The following is a 25,923-nucleotide window of genomic DNA, read 5'->3' as shown; positions in this document are numbered from 1 at the left end:
CGGAGCAGGTCATGCACGGTATGTGCACCATCCTTCCCGTCGTCCCGTCCGCCGAGGACGAGGTCCTCGCCGCGCTGCGGCGCCGCGCCGTCCGGGCGGCGGTGGCCGCCCTGCCGGGCCGCTGCCCGCAGCTCGTCGCCGCCCTCGCCGAGGACCCGCCGCCGACCTACCGCGAGCTCTCCGCGCGGCTCGGCATGCCGCGCGGCTCGATCGGCCCCACCCGGTCCCGCTGCCTCGCCTGCCTGCGGGCCGTTCTGCACGCCGAGCGCTATCCGTAGCCGGCCCGGGCCCGCGGCCGTCGGCCCGGCCGTACGACGTGACCCTCGCCACGTCGTACGGCCGGAAGGTTGAGAGCAGCTGACGCGCGGGTAGAGCGCTGGCGAACGCGGCTCTTGACGGCGGCGCGATCACTCGGATACTGAGCGTGAGCGCGTCGCCGTCGCCGTGGCCCCACCGGGCCGCCCGACGGGCGCGTTCGTGCGCCACCCCCGGCCAGGACCGATCCCCGGCCGGGACATCTCCGGCAGGGCATCCGGTGCGACACCCTCACTCTGCGCGCCGGGCACGACGATGGGGAGGCCCCAGCACATGGGCATGAGCGTGATCATCTCGGTGGCGGACACCGAGGACGCGGAGCAGATCCTCAAGCTGCAGTACCTCGGCTACCAGAGCGAGGCCGAGCTGTACGGCGACTGGAGCCTGGAGCCGCTGACGCAGACCCTGGAGAGCCTGCGCGAGGAGCTCACCGAGCAGTACGTCCTGGTCGCCCGGCTCGGTGACGAGGTGGTCGGCACCGTCCGCGGCCGGATCGGCCCCGACGGCATCGGCCGGATAGGGCGCCTGGTCGTCCACCCCCGGATGCAGCGCCACGGCCTCGGCGGCCGCCTGCTGGAGGCCCTGGAGCGCCGCCTCGCCGCCGACGGCCGCCCCGTGACGGCGTACCGCCTGTTCACGGGCCACCGCAGCTTGGGCAACCTGCGCCTCTACACCCGTCAGGGCTACCGCCAGACCGCCGTCGAGCAGGTCGACGGCGGGCCGGGCCTGGTCCACCTGGAGAAGCCCGCGGTGGCGCCGCTCGCCGCGACCGCCTGAGCCCCGCGCCGTCGCCGTTACCCGGCGCCGCCATCATCCGGACGATCCGGGGGCGGCGCCGAGGTGCATCGCAGCAGCTCACAGGGGTTGCTGTCCGTATTGCGGACAGCGAATCCGAATAGTTGGGACGAAGTCGAACCTTCTGATTTACTGGCTCACATGACTGCGACGACGAAATGGACCCCCACCGGCACCCTGCCGGCAGGTGAGCGCGCCATGTGTCGTCGAATGTGTCACCGCTGAGGGCCACCGTCCCCTCCCCGGCCGTCGGCCGGGGCCCTCCCCCTCGCGCCCCGAAGCGAGACCCGGCCTGCTCCCGTCAGTGCGAGCACGCCCCAGCCTGTGGAGCACCACCCGCTCCGTCCGCCTGCCCGGCCACGGGCCGGCGGTCGTCCCTGATGACTCGTTAGGGCCACGCCGTCGCGCGGCCCGGCCGCCCAGCGGCGACGATCAAGGGGTGGCAGGTCCGGATCCCCCCGGTGCGACGCCGTCCGTCCCGCCGACCGCAACCCGGTCCGGCGGCTCCACGCCGTCCGCCCCCGACCCACGGAAGCAGCTGTGATCACCACCACGGACCTCACCAAGGTCTACCGCTCCCGCGGCCGCGAGGTGACCGCCCTCGCCGGCGTCGACCTGCACGTGCGCCCCGGCGAGGTCTACGGAGTCGTCGGCACCAGCGGCGCCGGCAAGTCCACCCTCATCCGCTGCGTCAACATGCTGGAGCGCCCCAGCTCCGGCACCGTCACCGTGGACGGCGTCGAGCTCACCGCGCTCGCGGGCGGTGAGAACCGGGCCGGCAAGGAACTGCGCGAGGCACGCCGCCGGATCGGCATGGTCTTCCAGCACTTCAACCTGCTCGCCTCCCGCACCGTGCAGCAGAACGTCGAGCTCCCGCTGGAGATCGTCGGCCTGGACCGCACCGAGCGCCGCCGCAAGGCCGCCGAACTGCTCGACCTGGTCGGCCTCGGCGACAAGGCCCGCAGCTACCCCGGCCAGCTCTCCGGCGGCCAGAAGCAGCGCGTCGGCATCGCCCGCGCCCTCGCCGGCGACCCCAAGGTGCTGCTCTCCGACGAGGCCACCTCGGCCCTCGACCCGGAGACCACCCGCTCGATCCTCAAGCTGCTGCGCGACCTCAACCAGCAGCTCGGCCTGACCGTCCTGCTGATCACCCACGAGATGGACGTCATCAAGTCCGTCTGCGACTCCGCCGCCCTGATGCGCGGCGGCCGGGTGGTCGAGTCCGGCGAGCTCACCGACCTGCTGGCCAAGCCCGGCTCGGAACTCGCCCGCGAGCTCTTCCCGCTCAGCGAGTTCGGCACCGGCCACCCCGGCCGCACCGTGCTGGAGATCACCTTCCAGGGCGACAGCTCCGCCCAGCCCTTCGTCTCCCAGCTCGCCCGCACGTACCAGATCGACATCAACATCCTCGGCGCCGCCGTCGAGACCATCGCCGGCCGCATGGTCGGCCGGATGCGGGTCGAACTCCCCGGCGGCCACCAGGACAACGTGGTGCCGATCGGGTTCCTGCGCGAGCAGGGCCTGCAGGTGGACGTGCTCGACACGACCGGCATCGACAAGGCGAGCGGAGCGGTGGCATGACCTGGGACCAGATGCAGGAACTGATGTGGCCCGCCACCTGGGAGACCCTCCAGATGGTCGGCGTCGCCACCGCCGGCACCGTCCTGCTCGGCCTGCCGCTCGGCGTCCTGCTGGTGCTCACCGACAAGGGCGGGCTGCTGCAGAACCGGCCGGTCAACAAGGTGCTCGGCGCGATCGTGAACATCGTCCGCTCGGTGCCGTTCATCATCCTGATGATCGCCCTGATCTCCTTCACCCGCTGGCTGGTCGGCACCTCCATCGGCTGGGAGGCCGCGACCGTGCCGCTCACCATCGGCGCGATCCCCTTCTTCGCCCGGCTGGTCGAGACCTCCCTGCGCGAGGTCGACCGCGGCCTGGTCGAAGCGCTGCAGGCCATGGGCGCCTCCACCTGGACCATCGTCCGCAAGGCCCTGCTCCCGGAGTCGCTGCCCGGCCTGACCGCCTCCGTCACCACCACGGTCATCACGCTGATCAGCTACTCCGCGATGGCCGGCGTGGTCGGCGGCGGGGGCCTCGGCACCCTTGCCATCAACTACGGGTACTTCCGCTTCGAGACCGCCTTCATGTGGATCATCGTCGCGGAGCTGGTGATCATCGTGACCCTGGTGCAGCTGCTCGGCGACTGGGCCGTGGGCCGGCTCGCCAACCGCGGGCGCACCGGCGGCCGGACCCGCCTGCTCCGCCCGCGCGGCACGACCCCGGCCGCCCCCGACGAGGACCTCGTCGCCCTCTAGACCTCCCGGCGTCCGATTCCGGACCCGGCTCCCCGTATCACGCAGAAAGGCACTTTTCGTGCGCAACGCCCTGAAGTTCACCAGCGTCCTCGCCACGGCCGGCATCGCCCTCTCGCTGGCCGCCTGCGGAAGCTCCGGCTCGTCCGGCTCCTCCGACCCGAACGCCCCGCTCACCGTGGTCGCCAGCCCCACCCCGCACGGGCAGATCCTGAAGTTCGTCAAGGACAACCTCGCGGACAAGGCCGGCCTCAAGCTCACCATCAAGGAGGTCACCGACTACGTGACCCCCAACACCGCGGTGCAGGACGGCTCGGCCGACGCGAACTACTTCCAGCACGTGCCGTACCTGGAGGACTTCAACAAGAAGCACGGCACCCAGATCGTCTCCGTCGAGCCGGTCCACCTGGAGCCGCTGGGCGTGTACTCGAAGAAGGTCAAGGCCATCGGCGACCTCAAGGACGGCGCCACCGTCGGCCTGCCCAACGACGCCACCAACGAGGGCCGCGCGCTCAAGCTGCTCGCCGACAACAACGTGATCACCCTCAAGGCCGGCGTCGGCACCGCCGCGACCCCGCAGGACATCACCGGCAACCCGAAGAACCTCAAGTGGAAGGAGCTGGAGGCCGCCCAGCTGCCCCGCTCCATCGACGACCTCGACGCCGCCGTGATCAACGGCAACTACGCCCTCGACGCCGGCCTCAAGCCCGCCGGCGACTCGCTGCTGCTGGAGAAGGCCGAGGGCAACCCCTACGCCAACATCCTCGCGGTCAAGCAGGGCAAGGAGAACGACCCCCGGGTCAAGAAGCTCGCCGAGCTGCTCCACTCCGCCGAGGTCAAGAAGTACATCGACGACACCTTCAAGGGTTCCGTCATCCCGGCGTTCTGACCGGAGGCCCCACCGGCACCACCGAACCGCACGTCCACGACCGGGCCCCCGCCGCACCTCGGCGAGGGCCCGGTCGGGCAGTATGCACCAGTGACGCCCTGACAGACCGCGTTCTGACGTACCGTCGTGCGGTCCGCGCACCGCGCGACATCCGGGGTACCGGTGAGGCGTACGGTGTGTCCACGACCGGCGAGGAGAGACGGCATGGCAGCGAGCTTCCCCGAGACCGCCATCAGCACCGAGCGGCTGCTGCTGCGCCCCCTTGCGGAGAACGACGCCCCCGGCCTCGCCGCGATGACGGCCGACGAACTCGTCCTCGCCTGGACCGACCTCCCGTACCCCTTCACCGAGGCCTACGCCGCCGAACTCGCCCGCACCCTCGCCCCCGCCCACCGGGCGGCCGGCCGCGGCATCGTCTTCGCCGTCACCGAACACCTCACCCAGCGCCTGGTCGGCCTGGTCGAGCTGCGCAACACCGACTGGCGGCTGCGCTCCACCGAGATCGCCTACGTCACCGCCCCCTGGGCGCGCGGCGAGGGCTACGCGCCCGAGGCCGTCCTGGGCACCGCCCAGTGGCTGTTCGAGGACCGCGGTTTCCTGCGCCTGGAGATGCGCACCGCCGCCGGCAACACCGCCGCCCAGCAGGTCGCCCAGAAGGTCGGCGCCATCAGCGAGGGCGTGCTGCGCAGCGCCTGGATAGTGCGCGGCGAACCGGCCGAGTCCGTCGGAGCCGGTACGCACACCGCGGAGGTGCCGTCCGGCCACCGGAGCGCGGCCGAGAGCCGCAGCGACCTCATCCTGTGGAGCCTGCTCCCCGAGGACATGGAGAACCCGGCGGAGCCGGAGAGCGCCTGGCACGACGACCACCGCTACGTCCTGCGCGACTGACCCGCCGCCGTCCGGGCCCGGGCGGGCCGCACGGTGACCAGCCGGCGCACGGTGACCGGTGGGCCGCGCGGTGACCGGCGGGGGAGCGGCGGCCGACGAACGGCGGACATGTGTGCGAGAAGTCGGCGCCGAGGGGAACGCACCCGGTAGCCTCTCCCTCGGCGCCGTAAGCGGGCGCGGCATGTCGGCGCACCGAGGCGAGGGAGAACGGCCGCAGATGGCTGACCGGATCACGGTCATCGGGTGGGACGGCACCCCGCTGACCGAGGCCGCCGGCGCGGCACTCGCCGCGGCCACCCTCGTGGCCGGCGCCCCCTACCAGCTCAACGCCCTCCCGGTGCCCCCGAGCGCGGAGCGGCTCGTGCTCGGCAACGTCGGGCTGGCGGCCCGCCGGATCGCCGAACACCGCGGCGCCGCCGTGGTGGTGGCCGAGGGCGACCCGGGCTTCTTCGGCGTCGTGCGCACCCTGCGCCGCCCCGAGTACGGCCTCGAACTCGAAGTCCTGCCCGCCGTCTCCTCGGTCGCCGTCGCCTTCGCCCGGGCCGGCATGCCCTGGGAGGACGCCCAGGTGGTCAGCGCCCACGGCGGACGGCTGCGCCGGGCCGCCAACATCTGCCGGGCCAACGCCAAGGTCGCCGTGCTCACCGCACCCGGCGCCGGACCGAGCGAACTCGCCCTGATGCTGCGCGGGGTGCACCGCACCTTCGTGGTCTGCGAGGCCCTCGGCACCCCCGAGGAGGACGTCACCGTCCTCACCTCCGACCGGGTCGCCGACCACATCTGGCGCGACCCCAACGTGGTGCTGGTCATCGGCGGCAACGGCGGCGGTCCGCAGGCGGGCGCGGTGGGCGAGGCGGCCGGCTGGCTGGCCGGCCGCCCGGTCGGCTACCCCGGCCCGGACCGCGGCTGGGCGCTCCCCGGCGACGCCTACACGGGCGCCGGGCGCGCGGACGACGCGCCCGGCGCGCCGGAGGCGCTGCCCGCGCACGCGCGCGCCCTCGTACTGGCCCGTCTGGGTGTCCGTCCGGGGGACTTGGTCTGGTCGGTCGGCGCGGGCAGCGGCGCCCTCGCCGTGGAGGCCGCCCGGTTCGGCGCGGCCGTCGTCGCGGTCGAGGCCTCCCGCTCCGCCTGCGCCCGGCTGACGGTCAACGCCCGCCGCTTCGGCGTCGAGGTGGAGACCGTCCACGGCTCCGGCCCCGAGGTGCTCGGCGGCCTGCCGGAGCCCGACGCGGCCGTCGTCGAGGCCGGCGGCATCGCCGTGGTGCGCGCCGTCCTGGCCCGCCGGCCCGAGCGCTTCGCGGCGGTGGCCCGCACCCTCGCCGAGGCCGAGGAGATCCGCCGCGCCGTCACCGGGGCCGGCTACCGCGCCGACGGCGCGTTGCTCCAGTCCGCGCCGCTGCGCCCGGTCGGGGCGGACGGCGGCCTGGGGCTCGCGGCGGGCGAGCCCGGCGTGCTCCTGCTCTGGGGTGAGCAGATCGTGTGAAGACCGGGTGCCGTCGCCCGGCCGCCCCGGTGGCGATTGCGGGGTCCGGCGGTGATCCAGGTCGCATCCGGACACCGATTCGAGAGGTGGCGGCGCCGGGCCGGTAGTGTGGCGTCCGGGACGGCTGCGGCGTCCGGGGGCCCGCCCGATCCGGTCGGTTTGTCGCCTTTTTGACGCGGTGCAACCCGGAACGGCTCGGAGTGTGGGCAATTCGACGGGCCGCGTGCCGGACCTGGAGAATGCCGTAGGGTCCGGTGCGGTCGTTGCCGGTTGCCCCGCCTTGTCGTTGTCTCAGATGGCGCGCCTCCCCACCCGGGTGGTGCGCGGGCCGGGGTGCCGCAGCGCGCCGGAAGGAATTCGGCCGCAGCGCCTCGGCGCGGCGGCCGCATGTGGTTGAGGGGCGGGTCCGGTTCCAGGGCCCGGCCCGTGCGGATGGGCGCTGCGGTCGGTGATCGCGTCGCCAAGGGCGCGGCAGCGGCCTGGAAGGAGCTTTGACATGACCGATGGCGGCCACGTTCCGAACGAGGGACTGCCGGAGCACCTGCTCGCCGGGCCCGACCCTCTCGGCGGCCCGGAGGGCGTCTCCACTGTCGCGCCGGGGCACGGCGTCGCACCGGACGGCGGCCTGATCCCGAACCCGGCGGCGCCGGGGAACGGCCTGCCCGGAGCGGTGGGCCAGGGCATCGGTATGTTTCCCGCGCAGGGCCCCGGCGGTCAGCCGCAGCCGCTCGGCGTGCCCGGCTACGGCGTCCAGGCGCCCGGCGAGGGCTGGGGGGTCGATCAGGGCGCCCCGCGCCCCGCGTTCCACTTCCTGGACCAGCCGGACCAGCCGGACCCCCTCGACGACGAGGACGACGTCCTGCTGATGCCCGGTCCGCAGGGTTCCTGGGGCGAGCCGCTGGCGGCCGCTCCCGGTGAGCAGAGCGCCGAGCAGCAGGCCGCTCCCGGTGAGCAGAGCGCCGAGCAGCAGGCCGCTCCCGGTACGCCGGTCGAGCCGTCCTGGCCGCCGCTGGAGCCGCCGGTCCTCGGCGCGGCCGACCCGGCCGCCCAGCAGGTCCAGCCGCAGCCGGTGCCGCTCCAGGCCGCGGTGCCGCAGCAGGTCCAGCCGCCGCTCCAGGCGCAGGGCCAGGACCAGCTGACGGCGGCTCAGCAGCCCCGCCGCCCGCTGCACGCCGGGCCCCCGATCCCGGACCCCTCGCTGATGACCGGCCAGGTCCCGGTGCGCTCGCTCGCCGACCGCGGCCCGTCGCAGGGCGGCACGCCCGCGCACGGCATCCCGGTCTTCGCCGGGCAGCCGGAGCCGCAGGCCACCGCGCCCGCGCAGGCCCAGCCGGCGCAGCAGCCGATGGCCCCGGTCCAGCCGCCGCAGGCCGTGCCGCCGGCCCAGGAGGCCCCGCAGGCCCCGCAGTACGCCGAACCGGCCGCGCAGCCGGTGGGCGCGGTGGAGGTGGCCGCTCCGGTCGCCGACGCCGGGCTGATCGCCGAGGCGCCCGTCGCGGCGCCGGCCGCCGACGCCGTCGTGGAGCCCGCGGCCGTCGTGGAGCAGGTGCCGGTGCAGGTGCCGGTCGCCGAGCAGACCGAAGCCCTGCCCGCCGAGGCCGTCGCCGCCGAGCCGGTCGCCGTCGAGCAGGTCACTGCCGTCGAGCCCGCCGTCGCCGAGCCCGTGGCCGTCGAGGCGCAGGCGCCCGACGCCGCCCAGGCCGCGCCGCAGCAGCCGGCCGCCCAGGCCGGTCAGCCCCGCCGGATCTCCGCCTTCCTCGCCGCACCGACCCCGCACGGCCTCCCGCAGGTCGAGGGCACCGAGCCGGTCCAGGCCGTCGCGGAGGGCGAGGGCCGGCACGCCGTCCCCATAGCGGTCGCCGAGCAGACCCAGGCGCCCGCCGCCGAGCCGGTGCCGGACACCGCCCCGGAGCAGCCCGCCGTTGAGCTGGTCGCCGTCGAGCCGGTCGCCGTTGAGCAGCCCGCTGTCGAGCAGCCCGCGGCCGAGCCGGTGCCGGCCGCCCAGGAGCCGGACGCCGTCGAGCAGGCGCCGGTCGTCACCGACGGCCAGGCCCCCGCCGAGGGCGGGAGCCCGGCCGAGGCCGCCGCCGGGACGGGCGTCGAGGCCGCCGCCGAGGAGTCCGCCGAGACCGCCGTCGGCACCGGCGAGATGCCGTCCGGCCAGGCCGTCGCCGTCGCCGTCGCGGAGCCCGAGCAGTCGCAGGAGGCCCCGGCGGAGGCCGCCGCTGCGGCTCCGGGCCCGGAGGAGGTTGTCGTCGAGCCCGCCGCCGTGGCGGAGCCGGTGGAGCCCGAAGCGGCTCCCGAGGCCGCCGCGGAGGTCCCTGAGGCCGCAGAGGCCCCAGAGGTCCCCGAGGCCCCTGCGGAGCAGTCGGCCGCCGAGACCGAGCCCGAGGCCGCCGGGGCCGACGCCGCCGCCCCCGACGCGGAGGCCGGAAGCGCCGAGGCCGCGGAGCCCGCCGAGGCGGCCGACCCCGCCGAAGCCGCCGAGCCCGTCACCGAGGAGCCCGTCACCGAGGAGCCCGTCACCGAGGAGCCCGCGGAGGAGCCCGCCGAGCCGCGTGGCCCGGCCGCCCCCGGCTACGACGACGTCGGCCGCGAGGCCGTCCACCAGGTGATCCGCGAGCGCCGCGACATCCGCAACGGCTTCCGCCCGGACCAGATTCCGCACGAGGTGCTGATCCGCGTCCTGGAGGCCGCCCACACCGCGCCCAGCGTCGGCTACTCCCAGCCCTGGGACTTCGTCGTGATCCGCTCGGCCAAGACCCGTCGCAAGATGCACGAACTGGCCGAGCGCCAGCGCGAGGCCTACGCCGACTCGCTCCCCAAGGGCCGGGCCAAGCAGTTCAAGGAAATCAAGATCGAGGCGATCCTCGAAACGCCCGTCAACATCGTGGTCACCGCCGACCGCACCCGCGGCGGCCGCCACACCCTCGGCCGGCACACCCAGCCCCAGATGGCCCCCTACTCGGCCGCCCTGGCCGTCGAGAACCTCTGGCTGGCCGCCCGCGCCGAAGGCCTCGGCGTCGGCTGGGTGAGCTTCTTCGACGAGGAGGAGATGGTTCGCGAGCTCGGCCTGCCCGAGCACCTGGAGGTCGTCGCCTACCTCTGCGTCGGCTACGTCGACGCGTTCCCGGACGAACCGGAGCTCCAGCAGCAGGGCTGGGCCAAAAAGCGCCCGCTCTCCTGGGTCGTCCACGAGGAGCAGTACGGCAACCGCGCGCTGCCCGGCGAGGAGCCGCACAGCCTGCTCTCCGAGACCCTGCGCGGCATCCGCCCGCTCGACGCCAAGGCCCTCGGCGAGGCCTGGGACCGCCAGAAGCGGATGACCAAGCCGGCCGGCTCGCTCGGCATGCTGGAGATCATCTCCGCTCAGCTGTCCGGGCTGTCCCGCAAGTGCCCGCCGCCGATCCCGGAGCCCGCCTGCGTGGCGATCTTCGCGGGCGACCACGGTGTCCACGCCCAGGGCGTCAGCCCCTGGCCGCAGGAGGTCACCGCCCAGATGGTCGGCAACTTCCTGGCCGGCGGCGCGGTGATCAACGCCTTCGCCAAGCAGATCGGCACCGAGGTCTGCGTGGTCGACGTCGGCGTCGCCGCCGAGCTCCCCGACGCCATCCAGCAGGGCCGGACCACCGGCCTGCTGCCGCGCAAGGTCAGGCCCGGCACCGGGGACATGACCCAGGGCCCGGCGATGACCCGGGACGAGGTCCTCAAGGCCGTCGAGATCGGCATCGAGACCGCCCGCGACCTCGTCGCCGCCGGCAACAAGGCCCTGGTCACCGGTGACATGGGCATCGCCAACACCACCGCCTCCGCCGCCCTGATCTCGGTCTTCACCGGGCTGGACCCGGCCGAGGTCACCGGCCGCGGCACCGGCATCGACGACGCGACGCACGCCCGCAAGGTCGAGGTCGTCCGCGCCGCGCTCGCCCTGCACCAGCCGGACCCGGCCGACCCGATCGGCGTCCTCGCCGCCGTCGGCGGTCTGGAGCACGCGGCCATCGCCGGCTTCCTGCTCGGCGCCGCCTCGCTGCGCACCCCGGTCATCCTGGACGGCGTCATCGCCGGCTCGGCGGCACTGGCCGCCAAGGCGATCGCGCCCGAGGTGCTCGCCGCCTGCATCGCCGGCCACCGCTCGGCGGAGCCCGGCCACCAGGCCGCGCTGGCCAAGCTCGGCCTGCGTCCGCTGATCGACCTCGACCTGCGGCTCGGCGAGGGCACCGGCGCCCTGCTGGCCCTGCCGCTGGTGCAGAGTGCGGCCCGGGCGATGCACGATGTAGCCACGTTCGACTCCGCCGGGGTCACCGAGAAGGCCTGACGACCGTCCGCACCGCTCCGTGAACCGGCCCGAGGGCGCGCCGGCGCGCGGAGCGGTGCCGCGCCGTACCCCCACCGCACCCTCACGTTGATTCAGGAGCCCTGCCCATGACCGCGCCCAACCCGCACCCCGGCACCGAGGGCCGGACCCCGTACCCGGTGGGCCTGCTGCTCGCCGGCCGCCGCGTCGTCGTGGTCGGCGGCGGCCACGTGGCCCAGCGCCGGCTCCCCGCGCTGATCGCCACCGGCGCGGACCTGCACCTGATATCGCCGACCACCACGCCCGCCGTCCAGGCGATGGCCGACGCCGGCGAGTTCACCTGGCACGAGCGCCGCTACCGGGACGGCGACCTGGCCGACAGCTGGTACGCGCTGGTCGCCACCGACGACCCGGCGGTCAACGCCGCGGTCAGCGCCGAGGCGGAGCGCGAGCGGGTGTTCTGCGCCCGCAGCGACGACGCGGCCGCCGCCACCGCCTGGACCCCGGCCAGCGGCCGCGACGCGGGTGCCACCGTCGCCGTCCTCACCGGCGACCCGAGGCACTCCGCCGCCCTGCGCGACGCCATCGTGGACGGCCTGCGGGACGGCTCGCTGGCCGCCCGCCAGTACCGCTCGCACGGGGTCGGGGGCGCCGCCGGGCGGCCGGGCACGGGGAGCGTCGCCCTGGTCGGGGGCGGTCCTGGTGACCCGGACCTGATCACCGTGCGCGGGCGCCGGCTGCTCGCCGACGCCGACGTGGTGGTCGCGGACCGGCTCGCCCCGCGCGAGCTGCTCGCCGAGCTGCCCGAGCACGTCGAGGTGATCGACGCGTCCAAGATCCCGTACGGCCGCTTCATGGCCCAGGAGGCGATCAACCGGACGCTCATCGAGCACGCCAAGGCCGGCAAGTTCGTCGTCCGGCTCAAGGGCGGCGACCCGTACGTGTTCGGGCGCGGCGGCGAGGAGCTGCTGGCCTGCGCGGAGGCCGGGCTGCCGGTCACCGTGGTGCCGGGCATCTCCAGCTCGATCAGCGTGCCGGCCTCGGCCGGCGTGCCGGTGACCCACCGCGGGATGACGCACGAGTTCACCGTGATCTCGGGGCACGTCGGCCCGGCCGACGAGCGCTCGCTGACCAACTGGGAGGCCGTCGCGCGGATGACCGGCACCCTGGTGCTGCTGATGGCCGTCGACAAGATCGGCGCGATCGCCGACAAGCTGATCGAGTGCGGCCGCCCGGCCGACACCCCGGTGGCGGTCGTCCAGGAGGGCACCACCTCGGCCCAGCGCCGGGTGGACGCCACCCTCGCCACGGTCGCGGCCACCGTCGAGGCGGAGCGGATCAAGCCCCCCGCCGTGATCGTCATCGGTGACGTGGTCAACGTCCTGGCCCCCGCCGTGCACGCCTGACCAACCCTGCACGCCTGATCAACTCTGCACGCCTGATCAACCCTGCGCGCTTGATCGACCGAGGGGTGGGAAGTCGGCCCGGCCGACTTCCCACCCCGCACCGCGACCCGCGCGCCCGGCCTCACTCCAACGGCTGCTCGGTCCAGATCACCTTGCCGCCGGCCGTGTAGCGGGTGCCCCAGCGGTCCGCGAACTGCGCGACCAGGAAGAGCCCGCGCCCGCCCTCGTCCGTGGTGGCCGCGTACTTCAGGTGCGGCGACGTACTGCTGGCGTCGGACACCTCGCAGATCAGCGCCCGGTCGCGGAGCAGCCGGACCCGGATCGGCCCGCGCCCGTACCGGATCGCGTTGGTCACCAGCTCGCTCAGGATCAGCTCGGTGACGAACGCGGCCTCGTCCAGCCCCCACTGCGCCAGCCGCTCCGCCACCGCCGCCCGCACCTCCCCGACCGCGGCCGGGTCGGACGGCACCTCCCACTCCGCCACCTGGTCGGACGCCAGCGCCCGGGTCTGCGCCACCAGCAGCGCGATGTCGTCCTGCGGCCGTGCCGGCAGCATCGCGCCCAGCACGTCCGCGCAGGTCTGCTCGGGAGTGCGCGGCGGCCCGGTGAGCGCGGCCCGCAGCATCTCCAGCCCCTCGTCGATGTCCCGGTCGCGGTCCTCCACCAGTCCGTCGGTGTAGAGCACCAGCCGGCTGCCCTCGGCGACCTCCAGTTCGGCGGTCGTGAACGGCAGCGCCCCCAGCCCCAGCGGCGGCCCGGTCGGCAGCTCCGGGAACTCCACCCGGCCGTCCGGACCGACCAGCGCCGGCGGCGGGTGCCCCGCGCTGGCCAGCGTGCAGCGCCGCGTCACCGGGTCGTAGATCGCGTACAGGCAGGTCGCGCCGGTGACCGCCGCCGCCCCGCCGGTCGCCGACTCCTCCTGGTCGATCCGGTTCACCAGCTCGTCCAGGTGCCCGAGCAACTCGTCCGGCGGCAGGTCCAGTGTCGAGAAGTTGTGGATCGCCGTCCGCAGCCGGCCCATCGTCGCCGCCGCGTGCAGGCCGTGCCCCACCACGTCCCCGACCACCAGCGCGACCCGCGCGCCCGGCAGCGGGATCAGGTCGAACCAGTCGCCGCCCACCCCCGCCTGCGCCGGCAGGTACCGGTGCGCCACGTCCAGCGCGTTCTGCGCGGGCAGGTTGCGCGGCAGCAGGCTGTGCTGCAGCGTCACCGCCATCGCGTGCTCGCGGGTGTACCGGCGCGCGTTGTCGATGCAGACCGCGGCGTGCGAGACCAGCTCCTCGGCCAGCGCCAGGTCCTCCTCGTCGAACGGCTCCGGCCGGTCCGCCCGCCAGAACCGCGCCACCCCCAGCAGCACCCCGCGCGCCCGCAGCGGCACCCGCACCAGCGAGTGCACCCCGTACTCCAGCGCCTGCACCGAGCGCTCCGGGTCCTGCCCCCGCCAGGCCTCGGCCTCCGCCAGCCGCGGCTCCAGCCCGGCCTCCCCGGTGTCCAGCGCGCCCGCCAGCGGCGTCGAGGGCACGACCGCCAGCACCGTGCCCACCGGGTAGAACGGCGAGCCCTCCCGGACGCCCTTGAACGCCGCCCGCCGCATCTGTCCGAGCGGCTGGCCCTGCGGCGGCTCGTCGCCCTCCAGCACCTCCTCGGCCAGATCGACGCTGACGAAGTCCGCGAACCGCGGCACCGCCACCTGGGCCAGCTCCTCGGCCGTCCGCGTCACGTCGAGCGAGCTGCCCACCGACACCCCGGCGTCGTACAGCAGCCGCAGCCGCCGCTGGGCCACCTCGGCCCGCCCGGACAGCGCCAGCAGCTCGGTGGAGTCCCGCAGGGTGGCGACGCAGCCCGGCGGACCGCCGTCCCGGTCGGTCAGCCGGACGTTCACGGCCAGCAGCCGCTCACCGGCCAGCACCACCTCGTCGGTGACCGGCCGGTTGGCCGTCAGCAGCTCCTCGGGTGCGCGGTCCAGGCCCAGCTCGGTCACCAGCCGCCCCTCGGCGTCGGCGGGCAGTGCCAGCAGCCGGCGTGCCTCGTCGTTGCAGAGCAGCAGCCGCCCGTCGCCGGCCACGATCAGCACACCCTCGCGCACCGCGTGCAGCACCGCCGCGTGGTGCTCGTACATCCGCGTCATCTCGGACGGGCCCAGCCCGTGGGTCTGCCGCCGCAGCCGCCGGCTGACCAGCGCCGTCCCGCAGGTGGCCAGCCCCATGGCGACCGCCGCGGCGCCCAGCACCACGGGCAGCTGCCGCTCGCTCGCGCTGCTGATGTTGGCGATAGTGACCCCCGCCGAGACCATGCCGACCACGGAGTCGTCCGGTGCCCGGACCGGCACGACCGCCTGGACCAGAGGTCCGATCGTGCCGTTGACCTGCTCGGTCACCACCTGCCCGTGCAGCGCGGGCTCGTAGTCGCCGACGAACTTCTGACCGATCCGGGCCGGATTGGGGTGCGTGTAGCGGATGCCGTCGGTGTTGAGGACGACGATGAAGTCCACTCCCGCGTTGAGCGCCGCGGCCTGGGCCTTCGGCTGCAGGACCGCGGTGGGGTCGGGGGAGTGCAGCGCCTCGACGATGCCCGGTGAGTTGGCGAAGGTCTGGGCGACCGCCACCGACCGGTTGGTCGCCTCGTGCCGGGCGTCGTTGCGGGACTGCACCACCAGCGCCACCACTGCGGCGGCGACCAGCAGAAGCACCACGAGTACCTGCAGCGCGAAGACCTGCCCGGCCACCGACCGGCGCTGTACCGGTCTCGGCCGAGCGTCCTTCGGCTGCTGTTGCCGACCGTGTGGGCGCCCACCGGAGGAGCCGGCGGTACCAGCGGCACGGGAAGACGTAGCGGAGCCGAAAGTGCCAGAGGCCGACGGAGCCCATGATCGGCCCGGAAAACGGGCCATACGTCATATTTGCACTCCACACACCGACTGGCCAAGGTCAAGCACATCCCGCCCTGGGCCGTTTGGCCTTCTCCACCCCGGCTTGGCAAGATCGCAGGGTGTCCGAACCCAGCACCATCACCGACCCCGCCGACCCGCGCCTGAGCGACTACACCGGCCTGACCGACGTCGAACTGCGGCGCCGCCGCGAACCCGCCGAGGGTCTTTTCATCGCCGAGGGCGAGAAAGTCATCCGCCGGGCGATGGCCGCCGGGTACCGGATGCGGTCGATGCTGCTGACGGCCAAGTGGCTGGACGTGATGGCGGACGTGATCGCCGACACCGACGCCCCCGTCCACGTGGTCGAACCGGGGCTGGCCGAGGCGGTCACCGGTTACCACGTCCACCGCGGCGCGCTCGCCTCGATGGAACGCCGCCCGCTCCCGGACGCCGCCGAGCTGCTGGCCGGCGCCCGCCGGGTGGCCGTGCTGGAGGGCCTGGTCGACCACACCAACCTGGGCGCGATCTTCCGCAGCGCGGCCGCGCTCGGCATGGACGCCGTGCTGCTCTCGCCCGACTGCGCGGATCCGCTGTACCGGCGCGCGGTCAAGGTCTCCATGGGCGCCGTCTTCGCCGTCCCGTACGCGCGGCTGGAGCCCTGGCCGGCCGCGCTGGACACCGTGCGCGCCGCCGGTTTCGAGCTGCTCGCCCTGACCCCTGCCGAGGGCTCCGTCGACCTGGCCGCCCTGGCCCCGCACCGGCTGCCCAAGGCGGCCCTGATGCTCGGCGCGGAGGGCGACGGCCTCACCCGCCGGGCGCTGGCCGCCGCGGACCGCGCCGTCCGCATCCCGATGGCCCACGGCATCGACTCCCTCAACGTGGGCGCCGCAGCAGCCGTGGCCTTCTACGCCGTCACCGCCCCGGCCTGACCCGTCACCCCTCGCTCCCGCACCCAGCTGAGTAACCCGCAGGGCGACGGCCTCACCTGCCGACCGCCGGCGGCTTCCCCACCGGGGCCCGCACCTCCGGCCCCTCGGCCTGATCCGCACCCCGCACCCCCGCCGCGCCCTCATCAGGGCGGAGCACGGCCTTGGCTCCCCGATGGCCCACGCCATCCACACCCTGAGCCGCGGATCAGGAAGTCGGCCCGGCCGACTTCCGGTGCGTCGGTTGGCCCGCCGGTCAGCCCGTGGGGGCCGTCGGCGGGGCCGGGGCGGCGGCGGGTGGCGGGGTGACGATCGTGGTGGGGGCGCCGGGCCAGGACTCCTCGATGGTGCCGTCCGACCGCACCGAGTAGCGGGTGGAGGCCACCGCGCCGGTCTGGTTGGCCCGCTCCTCGCGGACCAGCGCGCCGTTGTCGAGCCGCCAGGCGGCGGTCGCCTGCGGATCGGCGGCCGACGAGCGGGACGCCAGCGCGACCGGCGCGTCCCCGTTGAAGGCGAACAACTGGACGAGGTCGGCCGGCACCGAGCCCTCCGCGCGGCGCAGCACCACCAGGGCCGCGGCCGCGCCCTTGTAGCGGGCCGGGAGGACGGCGCTGAGCGCGACCTGGGGTCCCGCCCCTGCCGCCGAGCGGCCGTCCCGCAGCGCGATCGCCGGGCCGCCCGCCGGGTCGGGGTAGCTGCGGTTGGGCCAGTCCACCGCCGGCCCGGCGCCCTGCGGCGGCGTCAGCGCGCCGTCACCCGCCACGCTGCCGTGGGCCGCCGCCGCCAGCGGTGTCGCGGACTGCGCCGCGCCGTCCGCCGAGAGCCCGGACCCCTGCGTGGCGGCGCCCGACTGCCCGGCGGGCCCGTTGGGTCCGGCGCTGACCGTGGCCCCGGCGCCGCGGACCGGACCGAGGCTCTGGTTGTCCCGGTTCTCGCACCCCTGCGCAGCCGCGATCGCCAGTGCCACACCGATCGTCACGGTGACGAAGACCACCAGCCGCTGCCGCAGCAACCGCCGACGGGCGGTGGCCGGGCGGCCGCCGGGGACGGGCGTGTGCTGCCGGTCGCGGGCCTGCCCGCGCGGCCGGTCCGGCCGCTGGTCCCGCTCGCGGGGGCCCGCCGCGGCGCCGGGCGTGCCGGTGCGCCCCGGCGGCGGGGTCTGCTGGCGTTCGCGCAGCGGCCGGGTGGTGTGGGCCTCGGGGCGCGGCATCGGCGCGGTGGCGGCCTGCCCCGGCCGGCCCTGCGGCCGGCGCTGGGCGACGCCGGGGTGGGCACCCGGGTGGGCGCCGTGCTGTGCGACGGGCTGGTGGCCGCCCGGCCGGCTCGCCGCCCCGGCGCGGGCACGCGGGGCGCCCGCCGGGTCGGGTCCGCGCCCCGGCGCCGGGACGCCGCGTGCGGCGGCGCCCGCCGAGCCCGGTCCGGCGGCCGAGCCGGGCCCGGGAGCGCTCGGCCGCGCGCCCGCCCCGGCGCGGCCGACGGGCCCGCGGCCGGGCCGCTCCGGCGCCGGGCCGTCGCCCGTGCCGCGCGCCGCGAGTTCGCTCAGCCTTTCGTGCAGGGCGGCCGCCCCGGGCCGCTCGGCGGGCTCCTTCGCCAGGCAGGCCCGGATCAGCGGGGCCAGCTGCGGAGGGACGTCCGTCAGGTCGGGCTCCTCGTGGACGACCCGGTACAGCATCACCTCGGAGGAGGCGCCCGAGCCGAACGGGGTGTCCCCGGTGAGCGCGTACGCGAGCGTCGCCCCGAACGCGAAGACGTCCGTCGCGGGTGTCACGGCGGCGCCGCGGACCTGCTCGGGGGCGAGGAAGCCGGGGGAGCCCACCGCCGTGCCGACGTGCGTGAGCGTGCTGGCGCCGCGGGACCAGGCGATCCCGAAGTCGATGATCCGCGGCCCGCGGGGCGAGAGCAGGATGTTGGACGGCTTGAGGTCCCGGTGGACGACCCCGGCCTCGTGCACCTTGACCAGGCCGTCGGCCAGGGCGGCGCCGATCCTGGCGGCCTCCGGCCAGCTCAGCGGTCCGCCGTCGCCGACCCGCTTGTAGAGCGAGGGCCCGGGGACGTACGCGGTGGCCAGCCAGGGCCGGTCGGTCTCGATGTCGGAGCCGACCACCCGAGCCGTGCAGCCGCCCCGGATCCTGGACGCGGCGGCGATCTCCCGGGCGAAGCGGGTGCGGAACTCCAGGTCCTCGGCCAGCTCGGCGCGGATCAGCTTGAGCGCGACCCGCTGCCCGCGCCGGTCCGAGCCGAGGTAGACGACGCCCATGCCGCCGGCTCCGAGGCGCCGGTGCAGCCGGTACGGCCCGACGATGCGGGGGTCCTCACGCCTCAGCCGCATCATCGCCATCATCGTTCCCCGTCAGCCTGTGGATGAGGCCCCGTCGGTTGGGGCATCGTCAGTTCCTGTCGGGCACAGCTTACGGACTGCCTGCTGCGGTGTGCTGATACGCAACACCTGAACCCTCCGTGCGATTGTCCGATCTTGCACTGACAGTCGCGCGCGCGGTGGCGGGAGCGTTTCTCGGGGTCGGCTCTCAGGGTTCCCCCGGGGGTCCGGTGGAGGGACTCTCCCCCTTCGGTAGTAGTCCTCAAGTCGGAGCGTCATCCTCGGGGATGCCCGGAGAACAGTACGACGGCATGACGTCCGACCACCCCCTCGGGCCATAGCGTTGTCCTCAGCGGTGGACGGGGAGCTCGTCCCCCGAGGTAAGCCGTCCACCGCGTCCACTTAGACCCGTCGGTCGGCACGAGCAGCGCACGACCAGAGCGGCGCAGGAATCAGGAGTGAGGGCATGGCATCGCAGCTCACGGGGTCGCCCCGCCGCCGTCGGCCGGCCTTCACCCAGCGCCAGGCCGCGGAGCCGACCAGGCACCCGGCGGTGGCGCTGGCGATCGCCCTGCCCTGCGCCGTGCTGCTGGTCATCCTCTTCGGGGGCTGGGAGCAGATGGCGAACCAGGCGCAGGCCGTCGCCGAACTGATCACCCACTGACCGATCGACCCGTGATCCCGGCCGGCGCACCTGCCCGGCCGGCCACTGAACGGGCACTGATCCCCTGGGGACGGGGAGCCAGTGCCGCCGGGGAAGGCCGCGCACCGCGTTGACCCGCGGACGGGCGGGAGCGGTGCGCAGAGCACCCCGGCAGGCGGAGATGCCGTGTACGGACGTCGGTGAGGGCGTCCGTACACGGCTCTTCTTCGTTTCCCGGGCCCCAAGGCCCGCTGCGGAACGGCAGTCACGCCGGCCGCGACAGCGGTCCCGGAAACGCAGAAGGCCGGGGCCGTGATCCATGGATCACGGCCCCGGCCGATTACTGTGCGCGATACTGGGATTGAACCAGTGACCCCTACCGTGTCAAGGTAGTGCTCTCCCGCTGAGCTAATCGCGCCTGGTGTGGCGGTCCTGCAGCAGACCCCGAAGGGCCCGACGTGCGCGATACTGGGATTGAACCAGTGACCCCTACCGTGTCAAGGTAGTGCTCTCCCGCTGAGCTAATCGCGCCTGGTGTGGCGGTCCTGCAGCAGACCCCGAAGGATCCGACGTGCGCGATACTGGGATTGAACCAGTGACCCCTACCGTGTCAAGGTAGTGCTCTCCCGCTGAGCTAATCGCGCGGGGAGGTCGCCCGGTCGAACCGGTCGTACCTCTTGGAGGTGGAGACGGGATTTGAACCCGTGTAGACGGCTTTGCAGGCCGTTGCCTCGCCTCTCGGCCACTCCACCAGGCAACACTCGAAGAACGATCTTACACTGTTCTCCATCGAGCGGACGACGAGATTCGAACTCGCGACCCTCACCTTGGCAAGGTGATGCTCTACCAACTGAGCCACGTCCGCCTGTCTCCCGGGGGCCTCACCGCTTTTGTGCGGCTGCGCTCCCTGGCGACGTGTTGAACTCTAGCGGATTCCCGGGCCAGCTAAAAATCCGTTCCCGCAGCGTGCCGCGGCGGTCCCCCCGGGGTGCCGCCCCGTCAGCCGTTCCGGGTGGCCACCGCCCCCACCTGCGGCGCACCCGCCGGTCAGCCGCCGGCCACCCGGCGCACACCCGCGCGACGCCCGCACCTGCTCACGCCCCCTGCGGCGGCCCGACCCCCGCCCGCGCCCCCGACCTACACTTCAGGCACCGCAGCCCCACCAGCCCGCGCAGGAGAACCGTGTCCGGCCAGCCCGTCCCCCACAGCCCGCTCGCCCGCTTCGGCGGCCGCCTCGCCACCGGGCTGCGCGACGTCACCTCGGACCCGGCCGCCCTCGACTCCGCCGGCTTCTGGGCCGTCGTCCACGACTTCGAGGGCCGCCTCACCTGCGCCCGCTTCGACGACGTCCGCCCCGCCCCCGCGCCCCCGTCCGGCGCGGGCTGGCTCGGCCCGGCCGCCGACAGCTGGCACAGCTCCCTGGACCGCGCCGCCTACGAGGCCGGCGTCCGCCGCATCCGCGACCACATCGCGGCCGGCGAGGTCTACCAGGCCAACCTCTGCCGCGTCCTCTCCGCGCCGCTGCCGGACCGGGACCGCACCGACATCGACGCCCTCACCGGTCTGCTCGCACAGGGGAACCCCGCCCCCTACGCGGGCACCGTCCGGTTGCCCGGACACGGCGTCGAGATCGCGACGGCCTCGCCCGAGCTCTACCTGCGCCGCGACGGCCGCACCGTCTCCTCCGGCCCGATCAAGGGCACCGGCCGCACCGAGGCCGACCTGCTGGAGAAGGACCACGCCGAGAACGTGATGATCGTCGACCTGGTCCGCAACGACCTCGGCCGGGTGTGCGAGACCGGCACCGTCACCGTCCCCGACCTCTGCGTCGTCGAGAAGCACCCCGGCCTCGTCCACCTGGTCTCCACCGTCCAGGGCACCCTGCGCCCGGAGGCCGGCTGGCCCGAACTCCTCGGCGCGACCTTCCCGCCCGGCTCCGTCACCGGCGCCCCCAAGTCCAGCGCCCTGCGGATCATCGACGCCCTGGAGACCGCCCCGCGCGGCCCCTACTGCGGAGCCGTCGGCTGGGTCGACGCCGACCGCGGTGAGAGCGAACTCGCCGTCGGCATCCGCACGTTCTGGATCGACCGGACCGACCCCGGCGCACCCGTGCTGCGCTTCGGCACCGGCGCGGGCATCACCTGGGGCTCCGACCCGGCGCGCGAGTGGGCGGAAACCGAACTGAAGGCCGCCCGCCTGGTCGCGATAGCGTCGGGCACCGCAACCGACTGAAGCGGGACGCACACCCCCGGGCCACCACCGACCCAGGCTCACCGCACCGCGCAACCGCCTTGAGGAGCAGCCCTCGATGCAGCACCCCACCACGAGCTGGGTCAACGGGTCACTCGTCGACTCCGCCGACGCCGCCCTGTCCGTCCTCGACCACGGCCTCACCACCGGCGACGGCGTCTTCGAGACGATGAAGGCCGTCGACGGCCGGGCCTTCGCCGTCACCCGCCACCTCGACCGGCTCACCCGCTCCGCCCGCGGCCTCGGCCTGCCCGACCCCGACCACGACCTGGTCCGCGAAGCCTGCGCCCAGGTGCTGGCCGCCAACCCGATGCCCCTGGGCCGCCTGCGCCTCACCTACACCGGCGGCATCGCCCCGCTCGGCTCGGAGCGCGGCCAGGACGCCCCCACCCTGGTCGTCTCCCTCGGCACCGCCGCCCGCCGCCCCGACACCACCGCCGCCGCCACCGTCCCGTGGCGCCGCAACGAGCACAGCGCCGTCGCCGGCCTCAAGACCACCTCCTACGCCGAGAACGTCGTCGCGCTCGCCGCCGCCCACCGCGCCCAGGCCTCCGAAGCCCTGTTCGCCAACACCGCCGGGCAGCTCTGCGAGGGCACCGGCTCCAACGTCTTCGTCGTCCTCGGCGGCCGCCTGCTCACCCCCACCCTCGCCTCCGGCTGCCTGGCCGGCATCACCCGGCAGCTCGTCGTCGACTGGTGCGGCGCCGAGGAGACGGACCTGCCGCTGGACGTGCTCCGGGAGGCCGACGAGATCTTCCTGACCTCCACCCTGCGCGACGTCCAGGCCGTCACCCGGATCGACGACCGTGAACTCGCCGGACCGGGCCCCGTCACCACCAAGGCCCTGGCCGTCTTCACCGAGCGCAGCGGCGACGACCTCGACCCCTGAGCCCCACCACACCGGCCCCGGACTCCTCGCGGCCCCCCGGCGGATAGAACACCCGGGCGGCGGGGAAGGGACCACGACATGACCACCACGCTGCGCCCCGAGGGGCCGGAGTCACCCGCCGCCGGCGGCCGCACCAGACGCTGGCAGATCTGCGCCAACGGCCGCCCGGTCGGCGCGCTGCGCACCACCGCCATTCGCCGCGGCAATCAACTCTGGGGTGAGATATCGGAGTTGGAGGTGCACGAGGGGCGCGGCCGGGGGCGCGGCACCTTCGGTGCGCTCGCGGCCGAGGAGGTGCTCCGCGGCTGGGGCTGCACCCGGGTCGACGCCGACGTCCCCGAGGCGGCGCCGGCCGCCCGCGGCCTCGCCGTCGCCCTCGGCTACACCGAGCGGATGCGGAACATGGCCAAGCGGCTCGCCGCCCCGCCCGCGCTCCCGGCCGGCGTCGCCGCGCGCCGGATCGACGCCGAGGCCTTCCCCGGGTGGCTGGCCGACGCCAAGGAGGGCTATCTGTCCGACCTGGTCTCCTCCGGCCTCGGCGCCGAGCAGGCCCGCGCCAAGTCGGACGCCGACCACCAGTCCCTGCTGCCGCAGGGCGCCGACAGCCCCGGCGTGGCCCTGCGCCGGCTCTACGGGGACGCGCCGGACCCGCTGGGCTCGCTCTGGCTTGCCCTGCGGGTCCGGGACCTGCCCGACGGCGCCCCGCTCGCCTGGGTGATGGTCGTCGAGGTGGCCGAGGCCCACCGGGGCGCCGGCCACGGCCGCTCGCTGATGCTGCTCGCCGAACGCGAGTGCCTGGCCGCCGGTGTGAGGGACCTCGGGCTCAACGTGTTCACCGGGAACGCGGTCGCGATCCGGCTCTACGAGTCGCTCGGCTACCGGGTCACCAACCGGGTCTACGGCAAGCCGCTTACCTGACCTGGCGTCAGGACGCCTTCGCCGCCTCGATGACGGCGACGATCCGGTCCCGCAGGCCGTCCTGGCTCTGCCCGCCGTCCAGCCGCTTCCCGCCGATCACATACGTCGGGGTGCCCCGCACCCCGATCGCCTTCCCCTCGGCCTGGTCGGCGTCCACGATCAGCGTGTGCCGGCCGTCGACCAGCGCGGTGTCGACCTCCTCGGCATCCACTCCCACGGCACGGGCCACCTCCAGCAGCACCTCCTCGCCGCGAGCCGCCAGGTCGTCGACCCGCTCCAGCAGGGCCTCCACGTACGGCCACCCCAGGCCCTGGGCGAACGCCTCCTCGGCGGCCTGCGCCGCGGCGTACGCGTGCTTGTGCTTCTCCAGCGGGAAGTGGCGCAACTCGACGACGAGCGCGTCACCGTACTGCTCGCGCAGCGCCCGGACGTCGTCCAGGGCGGTGCGGCAGTCCGGGCACTGGAGCTCGCACCAGAACTCGAGACGGGGGAGGGAACCTTCGATCATGCCCCCAGTGTTCCACTAGTGGGCACCGCGCCGTCCCGGCGGTGTGCCCGGGCGCCGGCCGGAAGCGACGGGAGGTCCGACCCGATGACGAGGACAACTGGACGTGACGGAGTGCCGCCGTGCTGACGGCGACGGTCTCCTTCGTGCTCACCGCCGCGGGCGTGGCCGTCGCGGGCCTGCGCGCCTACCGTCGGCGCTACCTCTCCGCGACCCGCTGGTTCGCCGTGGCGCTGCTGCCGGCCGGCCTCTACCTGACCGGTCTCTTCCCGGTGGCGCGCACGATCGGCAGCGAGCTCGCCGACTGGGCGACCAAGCTGGTGTTCGACCCCCGGGTCTGGACGGGCATCGCGCTGCTCGCGGTGTCGGCCGCCCTGCTGGTCACCACCCGCTGGGCGGGCCGCCGCCGCGCGGTGGACGCCACCGGCTCCGCGCCGGCCGCCGCCGGGCCCGCCCCGGGACGGGCCGCCGTCACCGGTGCACCGGCCGGCCGGCCCTCCGCCGCCCCGAAGGCCGCCGCTCCCAGGAGCACCGCGCCGAAGGCGGGCAACCGGGACGACGGCCTCGGCGACTTCGCCGACATCGAGGAGATCCTGCGCCGCCGCGGCATCTGAACGCGGCGGTCCGGCGAGCGGGGGCCGGTGAGCGCTCAGGCGGAGGGCACGGCCTCCGCCGAGCGCTGGCGCGCCCGGTAGGCGGCGACGTGCAGCCGGTTCCCGCAGGTCCGGCTGTCGCAGTAGCGCCGGGACCGGTTACGGGAGAGGTCGACGAAGACGCGGGCGCAGTCCGGCGCCTCGCAGCGGCGCAGCCGCTCGCGCTCGCCCGCCGTGAGGATGAACGCCAGCGCCATGCCCAGCTCGGCCGCCAGGTGGTCGTGCAGCGCGGCGTGCGGGGCGAAGTAGTGGATGTGCCAGCCGTGGTGGTCGTGGTTGGTGAGCCGGGGCGTGGTGCCGGCGGCCGCGACCAGCGCGTTGACCAGCTCGGCGGCCTCCGCCGTGGACTCGGTGCCGAACACCTCCCGCAGCCGGGTGCGCAGCTCCTGCACCTTGCGCAGGTCGTCCTCGGCCAGCGAGTCGATCTCGCTGATCTCCTGGCGGACCACGAAGGCGTCCAGCGCGGCCACGTCGGGCAGCAGCTCGCTGCCGCACACCTCGGGCGCCGTGTTGAGCAGCTCGACGAGGATGCTCAGCGCGCACTCGGTGTCATGGGTGATCAGCACGTGGGGGCTCCTCGCGCGGAGGGGGCCGTCGGCACCCCGCGTCTACGGTCAGTCTCAGACCTTACCGGGCCCCGCAGCGGCGGGCCGCCGCTTCGGTCGAAGGCGTGTACGGATTGCGACGGGGCGTGCGGGTGGTCGTGTCGCGGACCCGCGAAGTCCGATCACCCGCCGCCGGGAAACAGCGGCGCCCGGCAGCGAGGCCGGCCACCCGTACGGATGGCCGGCTCCAGTGCCGGGCGCCTGCGGTGCTGGGGCGCGCCCCGGTGGGGGCGGACCGTTTCACCGGCCCCGAGTCCGCGTCGTGCGCGGCTGAGTCGTGCTGCCGTGCCCCCGAGTAGGACGGCAGCGGTGACAGCAGGGGGTTACGGCCCCGCCGACGGCGGGGCGTGACCGCCTCCGGTCGGGGTCAGCTTTCGGCGAGGATGTGGGACAGCTCCCGGTCGAGGTCGAAGTGACGGTGTTCGGTGCCGGGCGGCACGGCGGCGTCCGTGCGCTTGAGAAACGACTCAAGCGCTCGGGCCGGGGCCTCCAGCAGGGCTTCTCCTTCCGGAGAGCTCAGCGCGATGCAGACCACCCCTTGCCCGTGACTGCGCGAGGGCCAGACCCGGACGTCGCCGGTGCCGGTGGGTCGATGCAGCCCCTCCGCAAGGAGATCTCGGGCGAACACCCACTCCACCGTCTCGTCGGCGCCGGTGTGGAACGTGGCGTGCACGGCATAGGGGTCGGCGGTGTCGTAGCGCAGGCCCGCTGGGACGGGCAGTGAGGACTCGCTGGACACGATGAGGCGCAGGTGCAGCTCGCAGCTGACCGTGGTGTTCATAAGCGCCATGGCCTTTCGCTCAGTGTGCGCTCGGGGAATCGCACGTCGGCGAACGGACCATCCCACCTCCACGACCGATGTAAACCCCTCTGTCCCGATTCGGGGCCGAGTCGTACCCCTTACGGCGCATTGCGGAATCGGCACGGAGTGCCCGCCGGGGCATTACCGGGCCACTTCTCGGTTAG

At 74.7% G+C, this 25,923-nt stretch carries 20 protein-coding genes and 5 tRNA genes; 15 read left to right on the top strand and 10 right to left on the bottom strand.

Annotated elements, in window-relative coordinates; all coding sequences use genetic code 11:
- Window positions 1-20 precede the first annotated feature (20 nt).
- The 9 genes from OG618_RS09395 to cobA all read left to right on the top strand — a co-directional run bounded on the left by OG618_RS09395 (window position 21) and on the right by cobA (window position 12,382).
- On the top strand, window positions 21-278 hold the full coding sequence (locus OG618_RS09395; RefSeq protein ID WP_329486857.1) for a hypothetical protein: 258 nt from the start codon (window positions 21-23) through the stop codon (window positions 276-278).
- Window positions 279-588: 310 nt separating this feature from the next.
- Window positions 589-1,092 carry a GNAT family N-acetyltransferase gene (locus OG618_RS09390; RefSeq protein WP_329486856.1) on the top strand — a complete coding sequence of 168 codons (504 nt, stop codon included), beginning with the start codon at window positions 589-591 and terminating at the stop codon, window positions 1,090-1,092.
- Window positions 1,093-1,650: 558 nt separating this feature from the next.
- The gene (locus OG618_RS09385; RefSeq protein WP_329486855.1) at window positions 1,651-2,691 is read left to right on the top strand and encodes a methionine ABC transporter ATP-binding protein; all 1,041 of its coding nucleotides are present in this window, start codon (window positions 1,651-1,653) and stop codon (window positions 2,689-2,691) included.
- Entirely contained in the window at window positions 2,688-3,425 is a 738-nt protein-coding gene (locus tag OG618_RS09380; RefSeq protein WP_329486854.1) for a methionine ABC transporter permease, read from the top strand. The genes OG618_RS09385 and OG618_RS09380 overlap by 4 nt, the downstream gene beginning before the upstream one ends.
- A gap of 58 nt (window positions 3,426-3,483) precedes the next feature.
- The gene (locus OG618_RS09375) at window positions 3,484-4,311 is read left to right on the top strand and encodes a MetQ/NlpA family ABC transporter substrate-binding protein (protein WP_329486853.1); all 828 of its coding nucleotides are present in this window, start codon (window positions 3,484-3,486) and stop codon (window positions 4,309-4,311) included.
- Window positions 4,312-4,515: 204 nt separating this feature from the next.
- Window positions 4,516-5,199: a GNAT family N-acetyltransferase gene (locus tag OG618_RS09370; protein ID WP_329486852.1), complete on the top strand. Its 684-nt coding sequence runs from the start codon at window positions 4,516-4,518 to the stop codon at window positions 5,197-5,199.
- A 217-nt stretch (window positions 5,200-5,416) separates the two neighbouring features.
- Window positions 5,417-6,682, top strand: coding sequence for a precorrin-6y C5,15-methyltransferase (decarboxylating) subunit CbiE (gene cbiE / locus OG618_RS09365; RefSeq protein ID WP_329486851.1), 1,266 nt, complete (start codon window positions 5,417-5,419; stop codon window positions 6,680-6,682).
- Between the two features lie 496 nt (window positions 6,683-7,178).
- Window positions 7,179-10,997, top strand: coding sequence for a nicotinate-nucleotide--dimethylbenzimidazole phosphoribosyltransferase (gene cobT, locus OG618_RS09360; RefSeq protein ID WP_329486850.1), 3,819 nt, complete (start codon window positions 7,179-7,181; stop codon window positions 10,995-10,997).
- A 107-nt stretch (window positions 10,998-11,104) separates the two neighbouring features.
- Window positions 11,105-12,382, top strand: a complete 1,278-nt coding sequence (gene cobA / locus OG618_RS09355; RefSeq protein WP_329486849.1) for a uroporphyrinogen-III C-methyltransferase — start codon at window positions 11,105-11,107, stop codon at window positions 12,380-12,382.
- Window positions 12,383-12,503: 121 nt separating this feature from the next.
- Here the strand turns inward: cobA and OG618_RS09350 are convergent, their stop codons facing one another.
- Window positions 12,504-15,107: a SpoIIE family protein phosphatase gene (locus tag OG618_RS09350; RefSeq protein WP_329486848.1), complete on the bottom strand. Its 2,604-nt coding sequence runs from the start codon at window positions 15,105-15,107 to the stop codon at window positions 12,504-12,506.
- Between the two features lie 263 nt (window positions 15,108-15,370).
- On the opposite strand from OG618_RS09350, the gene OG618_RS09345 reads away from it, so the two are divergent.
- A complete protein-coding gene (locus OG618_RS09345; protein ID WP_329486847.1) occupies window positions 15,371-16,180 on the top strand; it encodes a TrmH family RNA methyltransferase in 810 nt (269 codons plus the stop codon).
- Window positions 16,181-16,433: 253 nt separating this feature from the next.
- On the opposite strand, the gene OG618_RS09340 is transcribed toward OG618_RS09345, so the two are convergent.
- Complete coding sequence (locus OG618_RS09340) at window positions 16,434-18,509, bottom strand: protein kinase domain-containing protein (RefSeq protein WP_442906774.1); 2,076 nt, start codon at window positions 18,507-18,509, stop codon at window positions 16,434-16,436.
- A 451-nt stretch (window positions 18,510-18,960) separates the two neighbouring features.
- Here OG618_RS09340 and OG618_RS09335 point away from each other — a divergent pair, with 451 nt between their 5' ends.
- Window positions 18,961-19,158, top strand: coding sequence for a hypothetical protein (locus tag OG618_RS09335; RefSeq protein ID WP_329486846.1), 198 nt, complete (start codon window positions 18,961-18,963; stop codon window positions 19,156-19,158).
- Window positions 19,159-19,483: 325 nt separating this feature from the next.
- On the opposite strand, the gene OG618_RS09330 is transcribed toward OG618_RS09335, so the two are convergent.
- From OG618_RS09330 to OG618_RS09310, 5 genes are all read right to left on the bottom strand, one after another.
- Window positions 19,484-19,555, bottom strand: a tRNA-Val gene (locus OG618_RS09330).
- A 41-nt stretch (window positions 19,556-19,596) separates the two neighbouring features.
- Window positions 19,597-19,668 (bottom strand) — tRNA-Val (locus tag OG618_RS09325).
- A gap of 41 nt (window positions 19,669-19,709) precedes the next feature.
- Window positions 19,710-19,781: transfer RNA gene (locus OG618_RS09320), tRNA-Val, on the bottom strand.
- 34 nt (window positions 19,782-19,815) lie between these two features.
- A tRNA-Cys gene (locus OG618_RS09315) sits at window positions 19,816-19,889 on the bottom strand.
- Window positions 19,890-19,929: 40 nt separating this feature from the next.
- A tRNA-Gly gene (locus tag OG618_RS09310) sits at window positions 19,930-20,002 on the bottom strand.
- Window positions 20,003-20,319: 317 nt separating this feature from the next.
- Here OG618_RS09310 and OG618_RS09305 point away from each other — a divergent pair.
- The 3 genes from OG618_RS09305 (at window position 20,320) to OG618_RS09295 (ending at window position 23,194) form a co-directional block, all read left to right on the top strand.
- Entirely contained in the window at window positions 20,320-21,369 is a 1,050-nt protein-coding gene (locus OG618_RS09305) for a chorismate-binding protein (protein WP_329486845.1), read from the top strand.
- Between the two features lie 76 nt (window positions 21,370-21,445).
- Window positions 21,446-22,276: an aminotransferase class IV gene (locus tag OG618_RS09300; RefSeq protein ID WP_329486844.1), complete on the top strand. Its 831-nt coding sequence runs from the start codon at window positions 21,446-21,448 to the stop codon at window positions 22,274-22,276.
- A 78-nt stretch (window positions 22,277-22,354) separates the two neighbouring features.
- On the top strand, window positions 22,355-23,194 hold the full coding sequence (locus tag OG618_RS09295) for a GNAT family N-acetyltransferase (RefSeq protein ID WP_329486843.1): 840 nt from the start codon (window positions 22,355-22,357) through the stop codon (window positions 23,192-23,194).
- Between the two features lie 7 nt (window positions 23,195-23,201).
- Here the strand turns inward: OG618_RS09295 and OG618_RS09290 are convergent, their stop codons facing one another.
- Window positions 23,202-23,702 (bottom strand): DsbA family protein, encoded by a 501-nt coding sequence (locus OG618_RS09290; protein WP_329486842.1) that lies wholly within the window; start codon window positions 23,700-23,702, stop codon window positions 23,202-23,204.
- Between the two features lie 119 nt (window positions 23,703-23,821).
- Between OG618_RS09290 and OG618_RS09285 the strand changes: the two genes are divergently transcribed.
- Window positions 23,822-24,313 carry a hypothetical protein gene (locus tag OG618_RS09285; RefSeq protein ID WP_329486841.1) on the top strand — a complete coding sequence of 164 codons (492 nt, stop codon included), beginning with the start codon at window positions 23,822-23,824 and terminating at the stop codon, window positions 24,311-24,313.
- A 35-nt stretch (window positions 24,314-24,348) separates the two neighbouring features.
- Here the strand turns inward: OG618_RS09285 and OG618_RS09280 are convergent, their stop codons facing one another.
- Both OG618_RS09280 and OG618_RS09275 read right to left on the bottom strand, forming a co-directional pair.
- On the bottom strand, window positions 24,349-24,918 hold the full coding sequence (locus OG618_RS09280; protein ID WP_329486840.1) for a CGNR zinc finger domain-containing protein: 570 nt from the start codon (window positions 24,916-24,918) through the stop codon (window positions 24,349-24,351).
- A 406-nt stretch (window positions 24,919-25,324) separates the two neighbouring features.
- On the bottom strand, window positions 25,325-25,738 hold the full coding sequence (locus OG618_RS09275; protein WP_030056266.1) for an SsgA family sporulation/cell division regulator: 414 nt from the start codon (window positions 25,736-25,738) through the stop codon (window positions 25,325-25,327).
- Window positions 25,739-25,923: the final 185 nt, after the last annotated feature.

This window comes from Kitasatospora sp. NBC_01246 (genome assembly GCF_036226505.1).
In the GTDB taxonomy this organism is placed as follows: domain Bacteria; phylum Actinomycetota; class Actinomycetes; order Streptomycetales; family Streptomycetaceae; genus Kitasatospora.
This window is presented reverse-complemented; position numbering and strand designations above follow the sequence as displayed.

Bases quoted from the DNA above. Each gene is read 5' to 3' on its own strand.
- OG618_RS09290 (WP_329486842.1), bottom strand. From the start codon at position 23,702: ATGATCGAAGGTTCCCTCCCCCGTCTCGAGTTCTGGTGCGAGCTCCAG.
- cobA (WP_329486849.1), top strand. From the start codon at position 11,105: ATGACCGCGCCCAACCCGCACCCCGGCACCGAGGGCCGGACCCCGTAC.
- OG618_RS09335 (WP_329486846.1), top strand. From the start codon at position 18,961: ATGGCATCGCAGCTCACGGGGTCGCCCCGCCGCCGTCGGCCGGCCTTC.
- OG618_RS09275 (WP_030056266.1), bottom strand. From the start codon at position 25,738: ATGAACACCACGGTCAGCTGCGAGCTGCACCTGCGCCTCATCGTGTCC.
- OG618_RS09380 (WP_329486854.1), top strand. From the start codon at position 2,688: ATGACCTGGGACCAGATGCAGGAACTGATGTGGCCCGCCACCTGGGAG.
- OG618_RS09295 (WP_329486843.1), top strand. From the start codon at position 22,355: ATGACCACCACGCTGCGCCCCGAGGGGCCGGAGTCACCCGCCGCCGGC.
- cbiE (WP_329486851.1), top strand. From the start codon at position 5,417: ATGGCTGACCGGATCACGGTCATCGGGTGGGACGGCACCCCGCTGACC.
- OG618_RS09370 (WP_329486852.1), top strand. From the start codon at position 4,516: ATGGCAGCGAGCTTCCCCGAGACCGCCATCAGCACCGAGCGGCTGCTG.
- OG618_RS09340 (WP_442906774.1), bottom strand. From the start codon at position 18,509: ATGATGCGGCTGAGGCGTGAGGACCCCCGCATCGTCGGGCCGTACCGG.
- OG618_RS09300 (WP_329486844.1), top strand. From the start codon at position 21,446: ATGCAGCACCCCACCACGAGCTGGGTCAACGGGTCACTCGTCGACTCC.
- OG618_RS09390 (WP_329486856.1), top strand. From the start codon at position 589: ATGGGCATGAGCGTGATCATCTCGGTGGCGGACACCGAGGACGCGGAG.
- cobT (WP_329486850.1), top strand. From the start codon at position 7,179: ATGACCGATGGCGGCCACGTTCCGAACGAGGGACTGCCGGAGCACCTG.
- OG618_RS09395 (WP_329486857.1), top strand. From the start codon at position 21: ATGTGCACCATCCTTCCCGTCGTCCCGTCCGCCGAGGACGAGGTCCTC.